Here is a 16688-nt window from a genome sequence, read left to right as displayed (position 1 = left end):
GTGCGCGCGGCGGTCAGAGCGGGCGCTCGTACCAGGCGACGTCCCAGTAGCGACCGAACTTGCGGCCCACCTCACGGTACGTGCCGACGTACCCGAAGCCGAAGCGCTCGTGCAGCCGGGTCGACGCCTCGTTCGGCTGTGCGATGCCCGCGTAGGCGCGGTGCAGGTCGTGGCCCGCGAGCGCCTCGAAGAGGGCCTCGTAGAGAAGGGTGCCGACACCGCGTCGGCCGGCGTGCGGGGCGACGTAGACGGTGGTCTCCACCGAGGTCGCGTAGGCCGGTTTCGCTCGGTAGGGACTGGATGTGGCGTACCCGAGAATCTCCTGTGAGTCCGTCGCCACGGCAACCATCAGGCGGTACGGGCCGTCTTCCGGGTGGGAGAGCAGCCACGGCCGACGCTCTTCCGGAGTGAAGGCCACCGTGTCGAATGTGATGGGCGTCTCACGGACGTAGTGGTTGTAGATCTCGGTGAGGGCTGCGAGGTCCCCCTCGTTCCCCGGCCTGACCTGCACCTCTGTGCGTTCCGACGGCATCCGGTCTCCTCACGGGGTCGCGCAGGATACTGCATGATCAGAAATTCGGGGTGCGGGGTGGGAATTCTGTCCGGATTCCAGTCGTTGTTTCCATCGGATGCAGGGCACTCGGCGAGAGTCCGAGGAGTTCCAGGAGTGGAGTTCCCCAGGGCGTCGAGTCGAGGACCCGGCAGCTGAAGGACCGACAGGACCACCCCGCCCGCCCACCATCGCAAGGGAGCACGCATGGCAACCCGTGCCGTCGCCCGTCGTAAGACCGCCACTGGCGAGGCGGCCGACTCGGCAAGCAGTGTTCGCGCCCGTGCCGTTCGCGGCCACGGCGGCGAGATAGCCGACCGTGACCTGGTCGGCATGTACCTCGACGAGATCGCGCGCACGCCGCTGCTCGATGCCGCCAAGGAAGTCGAGCTGTCCCAGGCCGTAGAGGCGGGTGTGTTCGCGCGGCAGGTCCTCGACGGCGAGGAGGAGTCCGCTTCGGACGCCACCCGTGAGGAGCTGGAGGCGCTCGTCGCCGCCGGCGAGCGGGCGAAGGACGTCTTCATCCGCTCCAACCTCCGCCTTGTCGTGGCCGTCGCGCGGCGCTACCCGCGCAGCGGACTGCCCCTCCTCGACCTGATCCAGGAGGGCAACGCCGGCCTGGTGCGCGCCGTCGAGAAGTTCGACTACCGCAAGGGCTTCAAGTTCTCGACCTACGCTACCTGGTGGATCCGGCAGGCCATCACCCGCTCCATCGCGGACCAGTCCCGGACCATCCGGCTCCCCGTCCACCTGGTGGAGGAGCTGGGCCGGATCCGTCGTGTCCAGCGCGAGTTCAACCGGGAGAACGGTCGCGACCCGGAGCCGGCGGAGATCGCCGCCGAGCTCGGTTCCACGCCGGAGCGCGTCATCGACGTCCTCGACTGGGCCCGCGACCCGGTCTCGCTGAACATGTCGGTGGACGACGAGGGCGACACCCAGTTCGGCGACCTCCTGGAGGACACGTCGGCGGTCAGTCCCGAGCAGTCCGTCCTGACCCTGCTGCGCAGCGAGGAGTTGGACGACCTGATCGGCCGCCTGGACCAGCGGACGGCGTCGATCATCAAGATGCGGTACGGCATCGAGGACGGCCGCGAGCGCACGCTGACCGAGGTGGGCAAGGAACACGGACTGACCCGTGAGCGGATCCGCCAGATCGAGAAGCACGCCCTCCTGGAACTGAAGAAGCTGGCCCGCTCCACCGGGTTCGAACCGGCAGCGTGAGGGCGTGAGGGGTTGTGAGGGGAAGGCGTGACTGTGGGGCTCGCGCGCCTGGGAGCGCGCGAGGTGCCACACACCCTGGACGCGTGCGCCGGGTGACGAAAGACGGCGCAAACATGGCGCGGTACCGCCGCTTCAAGAGCCGCGCGTCGGGAACAAGCACTCTGGGCCCGACGGGCCCGGAAGTCGGGAGCTCGATGGGACGAAACGTTCCAGCGGACCCCGGCCGCCCTCGAAGACTTCTGACAACCTGCCCCTGAGCCACGTCCCGGTGCACCATCCCCCCGGCGCCGGGACTTACCCCGAGCCGGGCTTCGGCGCCCATCCCCCCCCCCGGGCGCCGGAGCCCGGCTCCACGTTTCCAGGGTCCCCGCGCTTCCAGGGTTCCCGCGCTTCCAGGGTCCCCGCGCTTCCAGGGTCCCCGCGCTCTCCCGCACGGGGTACCGGTTCGCTCCCGCATGCGGAGACGGTGGTTCACCCCGTACCTGAACCACGGGGTGAACCACCGGATGGCAGATTCTGCCACAGAGGCATAGCCTGCCGAGGTGAGCACCCCCAGCATCGCCGGCGACACCCCCGGGCAGAACCCTCCGACCGCCTCCCTGACGGAACGGCGCAAAGCGGAGACCCGGATGGAGATCGCCCGTGCGGCCGCGGGCCTTTTCGTACGACAGGGCCTGCGGGCCACCCGTGCCGAGGACATCGCGCAGGCCGCGGGGATCGCCCCGCGCACGTTCTACCGTTACTTCGCCACGAAGGAGGAGGCGATCGCCCCCCTCTACGTGACCGGCGCCCAGCGCTGGGCGGAGGCGGTGCGGTCCGCCCCGGCGGCCCTCTCCGTGCCCGCGGCCCTCGACCACGCGGTCCGCCACACCCTCACCCCGGGCGCCGGGGTCTCGGCGGCCTCCTGGGAATGGGTCCGCACCCTGATCCACCTGGCCGACACCAGCCCGGCTCTGCGGAAGGTGTGGGCGGAGGTCTGCCAGTCCGCCGAACACCACCTGGCGTCGGTCCTGGCGGAGCGCACCGCGCAGGGCGGCGACAACGTTGCCCCTACACCGCGCCTCCGCTTCACCGCGGCGGTGGCCGGCGCCGCAGTGCGGGTGGCGATGGAGACCTGGGCGGCGGGCACGGCCGCCCCGACGGGGGAGCAGGGGCCGATGGCGCTGGCACTGCGGAACCTGGAGGCGCTGCGGGGCTTCGACTGGCAGGCAGCGGGAGCGTGACCAGCACCGCCGGCACCGTCCCGCCCGCCCAGGCGCCCACCCAGGCACCCGCTCAGGACCCCCCGCCGGCCCGGCTCAGCCGGGCCCCCAACTCCTTCACGCGCTCCGCGAGTCGCAAAGGCGCCCGCACCTCGAACTCGTACCCCGTCATCGCCAACCGCACCGCCAGCCACTCCACCTGATCCCCGGTCACCCCCCGGAGGACGCACCGGCCACCGTCCCCTTCCTCGACCGGTGTTCCCACCCACGCCGGGACGCGGGCCCCCACCTCCGCCGCCGACGCGGCGAACGCGACCTCGAACTCGTACGTCTCCTGCTGCCGTTGGATGGACCGCCGGAGGTATTCCGCCGCGTTCCCGGTCGGCAACTCGCGTGCGGTGAACCGCGCCCCGGTCGCGAACGGCTCGCTCACCCGGTCCACGCGGAACGTCCGCCAGTCGGCGCGGTCGAGGTCGTACGCCACGAGGTACCAGCGCCGGCCGGTCGACACCAGCCGGTACGGCTCGGCCTGCCGCCGGCTCTCGCTCCCGTCGGCCGCCCGGTAGGCGAACCGCAGCCGCTCCTGCCCCGCCACCGCGGAGGCGATCACGGTCAGCGTCTCGGGCGCGATACTCGCCCCGTCCCCGCTGGTCAGCGGAGTGGTCGCGGCCTGGAGCGTGCTCACCCGGTGCCGCAGCCGGGCCGGCAGCACCTGTTCCAGTTTGGCCAGCGCCCGCACCGACGCCTCGTCCACGCCCTCGACGGCGTGCCCGGCCCCGGCCCGCAGTCCGACCGCGATGGCCACCGCCTCCTCGTCGTCGAGCAGCAGCGGCGGCATGGCCTTGCCGGCGACCAGCCGGTACCCCCCGTCGGAACCCTTGCTGGCCTCCACCGGGTAGCCGAGTTCCCGCAACCGGTCGATGTCCCGCCGCACGGTGCGCCGGGACACCTGGAGCCGCTCGGCGAGTTCACCCCCGGGCCACTCACGGGGTGTCTGGAGGAGAGACAGAAGCTGGAGCAGCCGAGCCGGAGTGTCCGTCGTCATGCGTCCGAGCATGCCGTACCAAGAGGACAGGATCTGGCCTAATTCCTCTTTAGGTTCGTCCCATGACCTCCAGCGAGATGAACGCTCCCCAGCGGCGCGGAGAACTGCGCGCCCGACCCGCCACGCCCACCCCGGCGACACCCGGGACGTCGGCCTCGGCCTCCTCCGGTGCACCGCACCGCTGGCTGGCCCTCGCCATCGTGATGACCGCCGCCTTCATGGACCTCGTCGACGTCACGATCGTCAACATCGCGATCCCCTCCATCCAGCGGGACGCCGGCGCCTCGTTCAGCCAGATCCAGTGGATAACCGCCGGCTACGCCCTCGCGTTCGCGGCCGGTCTGATCACCGGTGGGCGCCTCGGCGACATCCACGGCCGCAAGCGGCTGTTCCTCCTCGGCGTCGCGGGCTTCACCCTCGCCTCGGCCCTGTGCGGCTTCGCCGCCAACCCGGAGACGCTGGTCGCCGCCCGTATCCTGCAGGGCGCCATGGCGGCGATGATGGTCCCGCAGGTGCTGTCGATCGTGCACGCGACCTTCCCGGCCCACGAACGCGGCAAGGTCTTCGGCCTGTTCGGCGCGATCGTCGGCCTCGGCGCGGTCTCCGGTCCGGTGCTCGGCGCCCTCCTCACCGAGTGGAACCTGTTCGGTCTCGCATGGCGCCCGATCTTCCTGATCAACCTCCCGGTCGGCATCGCGGCGCTCCTCCTCGGCCGCCGCTACATCACCGAATCCAAGGCCCCGCGCGCCCTGAAACTGGACCTGGTCGGCGTCGCCCTGGTCACCCTCGGCCTGCTGATGCTGCTCTACCCCCTGACCCGGGGCCGCGAGCTGGGCTGGCCGCTGTGGGGGTACGCGTCGATGGCCGGGGCGCTCGTCGTCTTCGGCGTCCTCGTCGCGTACGAACGCCGCAAGGCCGCCGCCGACGGCTCCCCGCTCATCGAGACGTCCCTCTTCAGGGTGAAGAGCTTCGCCGCGGGGATCGCCGTCCAGACCGTCTTCGGTATCGCGCTCGGGGTGTTCTTCCTGGTCTGGACGCTGTACATGCAGATCGGCCTCGGCTGGACCCCGTTGCACGCCGGCCTCACGGGGGTGCCGTTCTCCCTCGCCGTGTCCGTCGCGGCCGGCCTGTCCGTGCAGAAACTGGTCCCGCGCTTCGGCCGCGGGGTGCTCCAGGCCGGCGCCCTGCTGATGGCGCTCGGTGTGCTGATCTACGTCTGGGAGTCCCACCGCTACGGCCTCGCCGTCGCCTCCTGGCAGATGGCGCTGCCGCTGGTCGTGATGGGCGCGGGCATGGGTCTGATCGTCGCCCCGCTGACCGACGCGGTGCTGTCGGAGGTGCCGCGCGAGCACGCCGGTTCCGCCTCCGGCCTGATCAACACCGTGCAGCAGATGGGCAACGCGCTCGGCCTCGGCCTGGTCTCGGTCGTCTTCTTCGGCGTCATCGGCGACCGGCTGACCCCGGCCGAGGTCGGCCCGGCCTTCGCGCACGCCTTCCGGCACGCGCTGCTGTGGGTGGCCGCCGTCCTGGGCGTGATCTTCCTGCTGATGTTCGCCCTGCCGAAGCGCCCGGCGCGGCATCCGGAGGCGGGCGCGGCGGACGAGCCGCTTCCGGAGCGGGGCGCGGGGGCGCCGGAGCAGGAGGGCGAACTCGTCCACTGACCGTCGCCCGGAAGAGGCCGGAAGTCCGATCATGCCCGTTTGAGGTCCGAACCTGTTTACTTTCCGGAAATGCAGGCGTAGCCTCCGAAGCGAAACCACAAGTTCGGGCATCAGTCGGACACAGTCGGACCCGGCCGAACATCGAGTGGACGTCGTCGGCTGGAGCGGAGGCACAGGGGCATGTACGCACCGGAGCGGCAGCAGGAGATCCTCCGGCTCGCCCGTGACGGCGGTCGGGTGGACGTCGTGTCGCTCGCCGAGGAGTTCCAGGTCACCCAGGAGACGATCCGCCGTGACCTGAAGGCCCTCGACCGGGCCGGCCTGGTCCGCCGGGTGCACGGCGGCGCCATACCGGCCGGACGCCTCGACTTCGAGCCGGACCTCGCCGAACGCGAGTCCACCTCGGCCGACGAGAAGGACCGCATCGCCAAGGCTGCCGTGCCGGAACTGCCCGTCGAGGGCACCCTGATCCTCGACGCCGGTACGACGGTCGCCCGGCTCGCCGCGGCCATCCCGCTGGAGGCGGACCTCACCGTCGTCACCCACAGCCTCCCCATCGCGGCCCGTCTCGCCGACCACCCGGGCATCCAGCTCCACCTGGTCGGGGGGCGGGTACGGCACCGTACGCGCGCCGCCGTGGACGCGTGGGCGCTGCGCGCGTACAGCGAGATCCGCGCGGACGTCCTCTTCGTGGCCGCCAACGGCTTCTCCGTCGAGCAGGGCCTGACCACCCCCGACCTCGCCGAGGCCGCGGTCAAGCGGGCGGCCGTGGCCGCCGCCCGCCGGGTGGTCCTGCTCGCCGACTCCGCCAAGCACGGCCAGGAGCACTTCGCCCGCTTCGGCGCCCTGGACGACGTGGACCTGCTGATCACCGACACCGGACTGACCCCCGAGGATGCCGCCGCCATCGAGCGCGGCGGCACGGAAGTAGTACGAGCATGAGCACCACGAACAGCACGAGCGGTACGGGCATGATCCTCACCGTCACCCCCAACCCCTCCCTCGACCGCACCTACGAGGTCCCCGCCCTGGAGCGCGGCGAGGTCATCCGCGCCACCGGTGAACGCATGGACCCCGGCGGCAAGGGGGTGAACGTCTCCCGCGCCGTCGCCGCGGCCGGCCGGCGCACGGTGGCCGTCCTGCCCCTGGGCGGTGCGCCGGGCGCGCTCGTCGCCGAGCTGCTCGACACGCAGGGCATCGAGGTCGCGCCGGTCCCGGTCGCCGGGGCCACCCGCTCCAACATCGCCCTCGCGGAGTCCGACGGGGTGCTCACCAAGATCAACGCGCCGGGCCCCGAGCTCTCGGCCGCCGAGCAGGAACTCCTCCTGGAGACCGTCCGCGAGCAGTCCCGCGACGCCGACTGGATCGCCTGCTGCGGCAGCCTGCCGCGCGGGCTCGCCCCCTCCTGGTACGCCGATGTCGTCGCCCGGGCGCACGCCGGGGGCGCACGCATCGCCCTCGACACCTCCGGGCGCGCGCTGCTGGAAGCGCTGCGTGAACGCCCCGACGTGGTGAAGCCCAACGCCGAGGAACTCGCGGAAGCCGTCGGGCGTCCCCTGTCGACCGTGGGTGACGCTCTGAAGGCGGCCGAGGAGCTGCGCGGCATGGGCGCGGGCGCGGTGCTCGCCAGCCTGGGCGCCGACGGCCAGCTCCTCGTGGCGGACACCGGCGCCTGGTTCGCGAGCGCCCGCGTGGACACCGTCCGCAGCAACGTCGGCGCCGGCGACTCCTCCCTGGCCGGCTTCCTCATCGCCGGCGGCAGCGGCCCGCAGGCCCTCGCCTCCGCCGTCGCCCACGGCGCGGCCGCCGTCCAGCTGCCCGGCAGCGTGATGCCCACCCCGGCCGACCTGGACCCCGCGGCGGTGACCGTCACCGACCTCGTCCCCGTCGACCGCGAACTGACGGAGCCGGTGTCATGACCCCGGACACGACCGCCCGTACCGCCGCGCTCCGCCCCGGCGCCGCCCCCCGGCAACCGGCCCAGGAGCGGCGAGGTCCCTCGTTACTCGCCGCGCCGACGGGCCGTCGGGGCACCCTGAGCCGCCCCGCCGTCCCCGGGAGGCGGGGCTTCCCCGGCCCCGTCTCCCACCCCGCCCCCCACGGCACCCCCGTCCCCACCCCCGCCCACCCCACACTCCGGGCGATACGCGTGCATAGGAGCCCGCGATGAGCGACATGATCACCGCGGACCTGGTCGATCTCGACCTGTCCGCCGACACCAAGGAAGCGGCGGCGCGCGCCCTCGCCGAGCGCATGGTGGCCCTGGGCCGGGTGACCGACCTGGAGGGCTTCCTCGCCGACGTGGCCGCCCGCGAGGCCCAGATGCCGACCGGACTCGACGGCGGCATCGGCATCCCGCACTGCCGCAGCGCCCATGTCACCGAGCCGACGCTCGGCTTCGGGCGCAGCGCCGCCGGCATCGACTTCGGCGCGCCCGACGGCCCCGCCGACCTGATCTTCCTGATCGCGGCCCCCGCCGGCGCCGACGACGCCCACCTCACGATCCTCTCCTCGCTGGCCCGCCAGCTGATGAACAGCGAGTTCACGGACGCGCTGCGCTCGGCGGCCGACGCGGGGACCGCGGCGGCGCTGATCCGGGGCGACGAGACGCCCGCGCAGGGCGCGGAACCGGCCGAGGGCGCTGCCGAGGACGCCGTGAGTGCCGCGGGCGCCCCCCAGAACACCGCTGCGGCGCCGGTGGCGGCCTCCGCCGGCACCGCAGCGGCCAGCGACGAGGACGCGAGCCCGGAAGGCGACGCGCGTCCCTTCCGGATCGTCGCCGTCACCTCCTGCCCCACCGGCATCGCCCACACCTACATGGCCGCCGAGTCCCTGGAGAACGCGGGCCGCGAGGCGGGCGTCGAACTCGTCGTCGAGACGCAGGGCTCGGCCGGCTTCACCCGGCTCGACCCCGCGGTCATCGCGGCGGCGGACGGCGTGATCTTCGCCCACGACGTCCCCGTCCGCGAGAAGGACCGCTTCGCCGGCAAGCCGACCGTCGACGTCGGCGTGAAGGCGGGCATCAACCGCCCCGCCGACCTCATCGGCGAGGTCCGCGCGAAGGCCGCCCGCGGCGAGGTCACCTCCGGCTCCGCACCGGCCACGCCGGTCGAGCGCGCCGGGGAGGCGGGCGAGGGCTACGGCACCAAGCTGCGCAAGTGGCTGATGTCCGGCGTGAGCTACATGGTCCCCTTCGTCGCGGCCGGCGGTCTGCTGATCGCCCTCGGCTTCGCGATCGGCGGCTACGAGATCAAGTCGGCGCCCTCGGTGCTGAACCACTTCGTGTGGACCCAGACCGACAGCTGGGCCGCCCTGATGTTCCAGATCGGCGCCGTCTCCTTCGGCTTCCTCGTGCCGGTCCTGGCGGGCTACATCGCCTACGGCATGGCGGACCGGCCCGGCCTGGTCCCCGGCTTCGTGGGCGGCATGATCGCCTCCACCATCAACGCGGGCTTCCTCGGCGGTCTGGTCGCCGGTCTGCTGGCCGGCGGTGTGGTGATGGCGATCCAGAAGATCAACATCCCGGCGGTGCTGCGCGGCATCATGCCGGTGGTGGTGATCCCGCTGATCTCCACGGCGATCGTCGGCTTCCTGATGTTCGTCGTGGTCGGCAAGCCCATCGCCTCCGCCCAGAAGGGCATGACCGACTGGCTGAACGGCCTCTCCGGCTCCAACGCCGTCCTGCTCGGCGCCCTGCTCGGCCTGATGATGTGCTTCGACCTCGGCGGCCCCGTCAACAAGGTCGCGTACACCTTCGCCACCGCCGGTATCGCGGTCTCCAGCCCGAGCGACTCCGCGATGAAGATCATGGCCGCGGTCATGGCGGCCGGCATGGTCCCGCCGCTGGCGATGGCCCTCGCGACCACCGTGCGCGGCAAGCTCTTCACCGAGACCGAGCGCGAGAACGGCAAGGCCGCCTGGGTCCTGGGCGCCTCCTTCATCTCCGAGGGCGCGATCCCGTTCGCCGCGGCCGACCCGCTGCGCGTGATTCCCTCCTCGATGGTCGGCGGCGCGATCACCGGAGCCCTGTCGATGGTCTTCGGCGCCACCCTGCGCGCCCCGCACGGCGGCATCTTCGTGGTCCCGCTGATCGGCAACCCGTTCCTCTACCTGATCGCCATCGCCGTCGGCGTCTGCGTCACCACCGCCCTGGTCGTCATCCTGAAGGGCATGCGCAAGCCGGCCGGACAGGCCTCGGAGGACGGCGCCGTCTCCGGCCCGGCCGCCCCCGCGAAGGAGGCCAAGCAGCCGGTCGCGGCCTGAGCGCCCGCGCGGCCCGCCCCGTGGGGCCCGCACCCCTCTTGTCCCTTTGATTCGCTGTGAGTTGTTCACGGCACCTGCGAGATACGTCACGGTCCGGGGCCAAAGTCCCGGACCGTGGTGTGTACTGGGGCGTATGCCTGAGCACGTCTCGACCCTCCAGCTGATCGGCATGGCCGCGCTCACCCTGGCGACCGTGGCCTGGGCGGCCGTCGTGACGCGCCTGCTGCGCCGCAACCGCCGCGATGCCCTCGCCCGGTACACCGCGGACACCCTGCCCGGCTTCCCGTACCCGCTCAGGCCCAGCCCCTCGCGGGAGGTCGTGGAACTGACCCCGGCCGAACAGGACGCCTTCGCCGGCCTGGTCCGCCGCCTCGGCGGACGCTGAGCCGCCCGGAAGACCTGGCGCTAGCCGAGCCGCGCCGCCCGCCGCTCCATCGCGTCCCTGGCCGCGTCCTCCGTCGGGTACACCTCGCACATGTGCCGGCCGTCCGGCGTCGCCGTGTGCTCGACCTCCCACAGGGACAGCTCACGGCCGTCACCCAGCAGGAACGCGTGTTCGTAGAGCGAGAAACTCACGCCCGCCCGGCCCGTCCGCCCCAGCCGCCCGAACGCCTGGGTGATCTGGTGCGCGAACGCCGTCGCCAGCGCCCGCGCGGTCTCCGTGCCCGGCCGGTCCGCGTTCTCCGCACGGCGCAGCAGCCGGCGTGCGTGGTCCGCCGACTCGTCCGGCAGATACACGTGCCGGGGCTCCGGGACCGGCGCCAGCGTCATCAGCACCGGCAGCTCGAAGTCCGGGGCGTCCGGCGGCAACGGCAGCCGCAGGGTCGCCGCCCGCAGCTCCTCCTCGTCGACGTACACCTCGTGCTGCGGTTCGCTGCCCGGCGCGGTGTTGTGCACGAGCTCCCACAGGGTGACCGCCGAGCCGTCGGCGAGCAGCCAGGTGTGCCGGTACGTCTCCCGGTGCAGCCCCGCGCTGTGGTGCGCGGAGTGCAGCGAACTGTCGTGCGCGAGCGCGCAGTCCAGCTGCCTTATGGCCTCGTCCGGCAACTCGAAGGAGTTCAGGGCACGGCCGAGAAGCCGCGCGAGATGCTCCTCCGGAGACTCGGGCGACTCGGCTGGTTCGGGCGCTGCCGTCTCGTACGGAACGCTCAAGGTCTCTCCCGGCGTTGCTGCATGTCACCTTGTGGGTGCATACCGTAGCCCCTCGGTCGGACATCATGTCCGGGAACCGAGAAAACGTACGCCGGGAAAACGCGCGGGCCGCGCGAACTGTTCCCGCGCGGCCCGACGAACCGTCAAAATCTGTCGCTCAGATGGCACTTCCGGCGGTCCACTCGCTCCACGACAGGTTCCACCCGTTGAGCCCGTTGTCCGGCTGCACGGTCTTGTCGGGGGAGTTCTTCACGATCACGACGTCACCGATCAGCGAGTTGTCGTAGAACCACTTGGCCGTCGTGTCGCCCTGCGCGCCCTGCACGTCCGCCATGCCCACGCAGCCGTGGCTGGTGCCCACGCGCCCGAACGGCGGGTTGCCCTTGCTGTACCAGTAGTTTCCGTGGATGAACGTCCCCGACGTCGTCAGCCGCATCGCGTGCGGCACGTCCGGGATGTCGTACTCCCCGCCGAGGCCGACCGTCTGGCTGTTCATCCGGGTCTGGGTGAACTTCTCGGAGATCACCATCTGCCCGTTGTACGTCGTGTGCTCGGGGCTGCCCGTGGACACCGGCACCGACTTGAGGAGCCTGCCGTCCCGCATCACCGTCATGGTCTGCGTGTGCGCGTCCACCGTGGAGACCTGCGAACGTCCGACGGTGAAGGTGACCGTCTTCTTCTGCACCCCGTAGACGCCGTTCGCGCCCTCGACCCCGTCCAGGTCGATCTTCATGGTGACCTTGGAGCCGGCCTTCCAGTACTCCTGCGGCCGGAAGTCCAGCCGCTGCGCCCCGAACCAGTGCCCCACCACCTGCTGGCCGCTGCTGGAGGTGACCGTGATGTGCGACTGTACGGCCTTCTTGTCGGTGATGACCTTGTCGAAGTCGAACGACACCGGCATCCCCACGCCCACCGTCGTCCCGTTGTCCGGCGTGTAGGTGCCTATGTAGCTGTTCGCCGAGTTGACGGTGGTGAAGATCGAGTTCGCCGCGGCCGTGAGCCCCTTGGAGTCCTTGGCGGTCGCGGATATCTGGTACTTGGTGCCGCGCTCCAGCTGCTCCTTCGGCTTCCAGGTGCTGCCGTCCGCCGAGACGGTGCCGGCCACGGTCTGCCCCGACCCCGCCACCGTCATCTTCACCACGGTCAGCCTGCCGCCGCTGACCCGCACCCCGGTCGTGTTGATGGACGCGCCGGTCGAGCCGTCCTTCGCCGAGATCGCGATCTTCGCGGCCGACGTCCTGGCGGCGCTGTCCTGACCGCCGCCCTTGCCGTCGTCGGTCCTGGCGTCGGCGTTGCCACCGCAGGCGGTGAGCGTGAGGGCGCCGACCATCAGGGCGGCACAGGCCCCCAGTACGCGCCGCGCTGCAATGTCCGGCGTTGTCACGGGCTGCTCCAGGTTCGTGAGGTGGGTGATCCGCTCCAGTGCGTGGAAGAAGAGGCGGCGGGCCCCCGCCGGGGTTCCCGCCGGTCCGCGCTGACGCCATCACGTGACAGAACCAGGACAATCGACAGGAACCCGCAAGGTGGCGGCCCTGCACCTCACCGGCCCTGCACCTCACCGGTCCCGCATCTCACCGGTCCCGCATCTCACCGGTCCGGACCTCACCGTTCCGCGCGCGCCCCGTACAGCTCCTCGTACGACGGCCACGCCCCGCCCGGCCCGTCGACCGGCTCGGCGGCCCGTACCGCCCGCACGATCGCCCGCGTCACCACGTCCGCGCCGGCCGCCAGGATCTCGTTGAGCGCGAGCGGGCTCGCGTCGAGCGGACGCGCGCCCGTGGCCAGCGCGAACACCGTGTCCCCGTCGTGCAGCAGGTGCACCGGCCGCACCGCGCGGGCGATCCCGTCGTGCGCCGTCCCGGCCAGCTTCTGCGCCTGCGCCTTGGACAGTTCGGCATCCGTCGCGACCACGGCGAGGGTGGTGTTCAACGGCGGCAGCCCGTTCGCTGCGGCGCTCTCGGCGAGCCGCAGCCGCGCGGCCTCCCGCACCCGCTCCTCGGGGTAGTCCACCCGCCCTTGGAACAACTCCCCGTACAACACCCCCGTTCCCGGGTCGAGGACCCCACCGGCGGCGTTCGCCACCACCAGCGCGGCCACCGTGATCCCCGAGGCCAGCAGGGTGCTCGCACTGCCCACCCCGCCCTTCAGGGCCCCGGCCACGGCACCCGTGCCCGCGCCCACGCACCCTTCCCGGACCGGCGCCCCGGGCACGCTCGCGGCCGCCTCCTCGACCGCCGCCCGCCCCGTCGCCGCGTCCGGCCGGGCCCGGAAGTCGCCGCCGCGCCCCAGGTCGAAGACACAGGCGGCGGGCACCACCGGCACCACATGCGCCGGATCCGGCCCCACCCGCACCCCGCGCCCCCGCTCCTCCAGCCAGGCCATCACCCCGGACGCCGCGTCCAGCCCGTAGGCGCTGCCGCCCGAGAGCACCACCGCATCCACCCGCTGCACCACGTTGCGCGGATCGAGCGCGTCCGTCTCCTTGGTGCCCGGACCGCCGCCACGCACGTCCACGGCGGCGACCGCGCCGCCCTCCGGAGCGAGGACGACCGTGGTGCCGGTGAGCCAGCCGTCGCCGCTGCGGGTGGCATGTCCCACCCGCACCCCGGCCACGTCCGTCAATGCGTCAACTGTCATGACGGCCAGTCTGGCCCAGCCCGGCTCCCCGGCGGCGAGGTCAGGAGGCGTCGGCGGCGTCCGAGGGGCGCCCGCGGCCCGCCGTGCGCGCCGTCAGGGTCGTGCCCGTGGCCACCGCGGCCGCCGACACGAGGCCCGCCGCCGGTACCGCCCAGCCGCCCACGAAGGTGCAGCAGACCACCAGCAGCGCCGTGACCGGCAGCACCAGCTGCTGGGCCGTGCCGACCTTGAAGTGCCTCGCGTGCAGGGCCCACACGGTCAGCAGGTACAGCGCGGTCGGCACGGTCACCGCCGCCGAGGCGGACAGCGTCGAGATGTGCGCCTTGCCGACCGCGTCCTCCACGGCCACCTCCAGGCCCGCACCGATCGAAGCCGCCGCCGCGAAGATCAGGTAGTGGCCGTAACCCCACAGGAACGACTGCCTGTTGGAGCGCAGGTGGCCGTGGATCGGCACCACGAAGTAGATCCACCACGCCGAGAAGACGATCAGCAGACCGCCCGCCGCGATCGGCAGCAGCTCGGTCAGGGCGTCGTGCTCGGCCACCGCCGACTTCACGGCGACCGTCGCCGCCGAGATCGTCTCGCCGAGCACGATGATCGTGAACAGCCCGAAGCGCTCGGCGATGTGGTGGGGGTGCCAGGAGGTGCTGTAGTCCTTCTCCGCGTACACGGGCACACACAGCTCGGCGATCGCCATCACCAGGAACACCCAGGGACGCGCGTGCTCCGGCAGCACCACGAGACCGACCCAGCCGACCTGGCAGAGCAGCACCCCGCCGGCGTACCGGAGTGCCATGGTCCGCTCCGCCCCCGAGGCCTCCCGCGCGGCCCGCAGCCACTGCGAGGCCAGCGCCAGCCGCATGATCACGTAGCCGATCAGGACCACGGCGAAGTCGTGGTCCGCGAAGGCCTGGGAGACGCCGGCCGCCAGCACCAGCACGCCGGCGATCTGGACCAGGGTGACGACCCGGTAGAGCACGTCGTCGTTGTCGTACGCCGAGGCGAACCAGGTGAAGTTCATCCAGGCCCACCAGATGGCGAAGAACAGCATCGCGTAGTTCAGGACGCCCTCGCCCGCGTGGTCCGACGCGACCGCGTGCACCAGCTCCGCGCCCGCCTGGGCGATGGCCACGACGAAACACAGGTCGAAGAAGAGCTCGAGCGGCGAGGAGACCCGGTGGGACTCCCCGCGCCCGCGCGCGGTGAGGCGGCGCAGCGGCCGGATCGGCTGGGGCGTGCCCGAGGAGGCGGGCGCCGGGGTGGAACTCGACGTCATGCCCTCCAGCACAGCAGAAAACCGCGGCGTCATCGCGCTCGGGGTCCGGTGACGGCGTCCGTGGGGGCGGTCCGGCCGGAGTGGCGGTGGGTCCGCCGTACCCTTGAGTGATGAGCACCGTCCCCGAGCCAGAGGCGCGCGATCCCAAGGCCGCGCTGATCTTCGACGACCCGCTGGACCGGCAGTCCTCCGACGACACGGACCGCGGCTGGGGCGACCGCCCGACGGGCGACTCGGCCGCCGACCTCAAGCGCTTCCTCGACGAGAAGCCGCCCCACCACCTTTGAACCGGCCCCGGCGAGGCCCCGGTCAGCGCTCCTGACGGCCCGCCGTACCCCGCTGTGCGACCAGCTCGTCGCGGATCTGCTTGAGCACCTCCAGCTCGGTCACCTCGATGACCTCGTGCGTGCCCTCGCGCGCCTTGCGGTGCGCCTGCACCCGGGCCAGGTACTTGGCCATCGGCAGGACCATCAGGAAGTACACGACCGCCGCGGTGATCACGAAATTCAGCGCGGAGCCGAGCACCGAGCCCCACATCAGCCGGATGCCATGGCCTCCGTGGCACGACGAGCTCACGCACGAGCTGTAGTTGTCGAGGCTGGTCGTGCCGACCGCGCCGACCAGCGGGTTGATGATCCCCTTCACCACCGAGTTGACGATGTTCGTGAAGGCGGCGCCGATGACCACCGCTACCGCCAGATCGACGACGTTGCCGCGCATCAGGAAGGCCTTGAAGCCCTGCCAGACGCTCGGTTCCTGCTTCGCGCTCACCTAGGGGACTCTCCTCGCATGCACAGGGTGTGGAACAAAACGCTCCGCAACCTACGTCAGCATGCGGCCATTGCGCCGTATCCGGTAGCTCGAACGAGCGACTTGACGCGATTCGCCCTAGAAATCTCCCCAGGTTGTTCAGCACAAGGTCACCGCCAGCCGTGCCGTGGCGCTCGCGCCGACCAGCCGGGCCGCGGTGCCGCGCGGAACCGAGAGGACGACCAGCGCCCCGCTCTCCGCGGCCCCCTCGACCGGCTCCGGCAGTCCCGTCACGCGTACGCCGCGCGCGATCACCTCGGCGTCCCCGCCCGCCGCCCGGTCTCCGGCGGCGATGACGTCCACCCGGTCGCCGGGGCGCAGCAGCCGCACGGTGGCCGCGTCGGCGATCCGCACCGGCGCCGTCACCATGTCCACCGGTGGGGCGTGCCGTCGTACCGGCTGGGCGGCCGGATGACCGCGGGTCCGCTCGGCGCGCGGGGCGTCCGGGGCGGTGCGGGGCCCGGCCGCGACGAGCGCCGCCGCGGTGACCGCCAGGCCGGTGGCCGCCAGCACCCCCTTGCGGTGCCGCAGCACCTGTGCCAGCCGGTACCGGCCGCCGCGCACCCGCACCGGTTCGAACTGCGGGACCACGCAGGTGGCGGGGGCGTCCGTGCCCAGGGGGCGCGGAACGCGAAGGGACGGCGGGAGCGGCGGGGACGGGGGCAGCGGGAGCGGCGGGGACGGGGGAACGGTCATGGGGCACCACCTGCGACGAGGGATCGGCTTGCAAGGCCACGATGAGGCCTCGCGCCGAAACGCGTCGGAGCTGGTGGGCTACCGGCTGGTTGTGGACAACTCCGTCACTCGAACGGGAAGTTCCGTCACCCCGCCCGGGTTCCCGGCTCCGTCGCAGCGCCCGGAACCCCGACTC

The 16688-nt window shown here is 72.3% G+C and carries 16 protein-coding genes; 8 read left to right on the top strand and 8 right to left on the bottom strand.

Annotated features, from left to right (window positions below; translation table 11 throughout):
* Nucleotides 1–13: 13 nt before the first annotated feature.
* Entirely contained in the window at nucleotides 14–532 is a 519-nt protein-coding gene (locus ACZ3KP_RS15030) for a GNAT family N-acetyltransferase (RefSeq protein ID WP_358976817.1), read from the bottom strand.
* Nucleotides 533–757: 225 nt separating this feature from the next.
* Between ACZ3KP_RS15030 and ACZ3KP_RS15025 the strand changes: the two genes are divergently transcribed.
* Nucleotides 758–1771, top strand: coding sequence for a sigma-70 family RNA polymerase sigma factor (locus tag ACZ3KP_RS15025; RefSeq protein WP_366889558.1), 1014 nt, complete (start codon nucleotides 758–760; stop codon nucleotides 1769–1771).
* 629 nt (nucleotides 1772–2400) lie between these two features.
* On the top strand, nucleotides 2401–2994 hold the full coding sequence (locus tag ACZ3KP_RS15020) for a TetR/AcrR family transcriptional regulator (RefSeq protein WP_467500277.1): 594 nt from the start codon (nucleotides 2401–2403) through the stop codon (nucleotides 2992–2994).
* Nucleotides 2995–3046: 52 nt separating this feature from the next.
* Here ACZ3KP_RS15020 and ACZ3KP_RS15015 read toward each other — a convergent pair whose 3' ends face one another.
* Nucleotides 3047–4018, bottom strand: a complete 972-nt coding sequence (locus ACZ3KP_RS15015; protein ID WP_467499632.1) for a helix-turn-helix transcriptional regulator — start codon at nucleotides 4016–4018, stop codon at nucleotides 3047–3049.
* Nucleotides 4019–4221: 203 nt separating this feature from the next.
* On the opposite strand from ACZ3KP_RS15015, the gene ACZ3KP_RS15010 reads away from it, so the two are divergent.
* The 5 genes from ACZ3KP_RS15010 (at nucleotide 4222) to ACZ3KP_RS14990 (ending at nucleotide 10327) form a co-directional block, all read left to right on the top strand.
* Nucleotides 4222–5679, top strand: coding sequence for an MFS transporter (locus tag ACZ3KP_RS15010; RefSeq protein ID WP_467500275.1), 1458 nt, complete (start codon nucleotides 4222–4224; stop codon nucleotides 5677–5679).
* Nucleotides 5680–5859: 180 nt separating this feature from the next.
* Entirely contained in the window at nucleotides 5860–6621 is a 762-nt protein-coding gene (locus ACZ3KP_RS15005) for a DeoR/GlpR family DNA-binding transcription regulator (protein WP_358976827.1), read from the top strand.
* 29 nt (nucleotides 6622–6650) lie between these two features.
* A complete protein-coding gene (gene pfkB, locus ACZ3KP_RS15000) occupies nucleotides 6651–7598 on the top strand; it encodes a 1-phosphofructokinase (RefSeq protein WP_467500273.1) in 948 nt (315 codons plus the stop codon).
* 247 nt (nucleotides 7599–7845) lie between these two features.
* Nucleotides 7846–9942 (top strand): PTS fructose transporter subunit IIABC, encoded by a 2097-nt coding sequence (locus tag ACZ3KP_RS14995; protein ID WP_467499630.1) that lies wholly within the window; start codon nucleotides 7846–7848, stop codon nucleotides 9940–9942.
* Nucleotides 9943–10075: 133 nt separating this feature from the next.
* Nucleotides 10076–10327 carry a hypothetical protein gene (locus tag ACZ3KP_RS14990; protein ID WP_467499628.1) on the top strand — a complete coding sequence of 84 codons (252 nt, stop codon included), beginning with the start codon at nucleotides 10076–10078 and terminating at the stop codon, nucleotides 10325–10327.
* A 20-nt stretch (nucleotides 10328–10347) separates the two neighbouring features.
* Here ACZ3KP_RS14990 and ACZ3KP_RS14985 read toward each other — a convergent pair whose 3' ends face one another.
* The 4 genes from ACZ3KP_RS14985 to ACZ3KP_RS14970 form a co-directional block, all read right to left on the bottom strand.
* Entirely contained in the window at nucleotides 10348–11094 is a 747-nt protein-coding gene (locus ACZ3KP_RS14985) for a DUF6227 family protein (RefSeq protein ID WP_467499626.1), read from the bottom strand.
* A 157-nt stretch (nucleotides 11095–11251) separates the two neighbouring features.
* Nucleotides 11252–12478, bottom strand: a complete 1227-nt coding sequence (locus tag ACZ3KP_RS14980) for a L,D-transpeptidase (RefSeq protein WP_467499624.1) — start codon at nucleotides 12476–12478, stop codon at nucleotides 11252–11254.
* Between the two features lie 218 nt (nucleotides 12479–12696).
* Nucleotides 12697–13731: a P1 family peptidase gene (locus ACZ3KP_RS14975; RefSeq protein WP_467499622.1), complete on the bottom strand. Its 1035-nt coding sequence runs from the start codon at nucleotides 13729–13731 to the stop codon at nucleotides 12697–12699.
* 40 nt (nucleotides 13732–13771) lie between these two features.
* Nucleotides 13772–15007, bottom strand: coding sequence for a low temperature requirement protein A (locus ACZ3KP_RS14970; protein WP_467499620.1), 1236 nt, complete (start codon nucleotides 15005–15007; stop codon nucleotides 13772–13774).
* Nucleotides 15008–15117: 110 nt separating this feature from the next.
* Here ACZ3KP_RS14970 and ACZ3KP_RS14965 point away from each other — a divergent pair, with 110 nt between their 5' ends.
* Nucleotides 15118–15294 carry a hypothetical protein gene (locus tag ACZ3KP_RS14965; protein ID WP_467499618.1) on the top strand — a complete coding sequence of 59 codons (177 nt, stop codon included), beginning with the start codon at nucleotides 15118–15120 and terminating at the stop codon, nucleotides 15292–15294.
* Nucleotides 15295–15316: 22 nt separating this feature from the next.
* Here the strand turns inward: ACZ3KP_RS14965 and mscL are convergent, their stop codons facing one another.
* Both mscL and ACZ3KP_RS14955 read right to left on the bottom strand, forming a co-directional pair.
* Nucleotides 15317–15778 carry a large conductance mechanosensitive channel protein MscL gene (mscL, locus tag ACZ3KP_RS14960; RefSeq protein WP_467499616.1) on the bottom strand — a complete coding sequence of 154 codons (462 nt, stop codon included), beginning with the start codon at nucleotides 15776–15778 and terminating at the stop codon, nucleotides 15317–15319.
* 138 nt (nucleotides 15779–15916) lie between these two features.
* Nucleotides 15917–16513: a hypothetical protein gene (locus ACZ3KP_RS14955; protein WP_467499614.1), complete on the bottom strand. Its 597-nt coding sequence runs from the start codon at nucleotides 16511–16513 to the stop codon at nucleotides 15917–15919.
* Between the last annotated feature and the right edge of the window lie 175 nt (nucleotides 16514–16688).

This window comes from Streptomyces sp. NPDC020958 (genome assembly GCF_055562175.1).
This window is presented reverse-complemented; position numbering and strand designations above follow the sequence as displayed.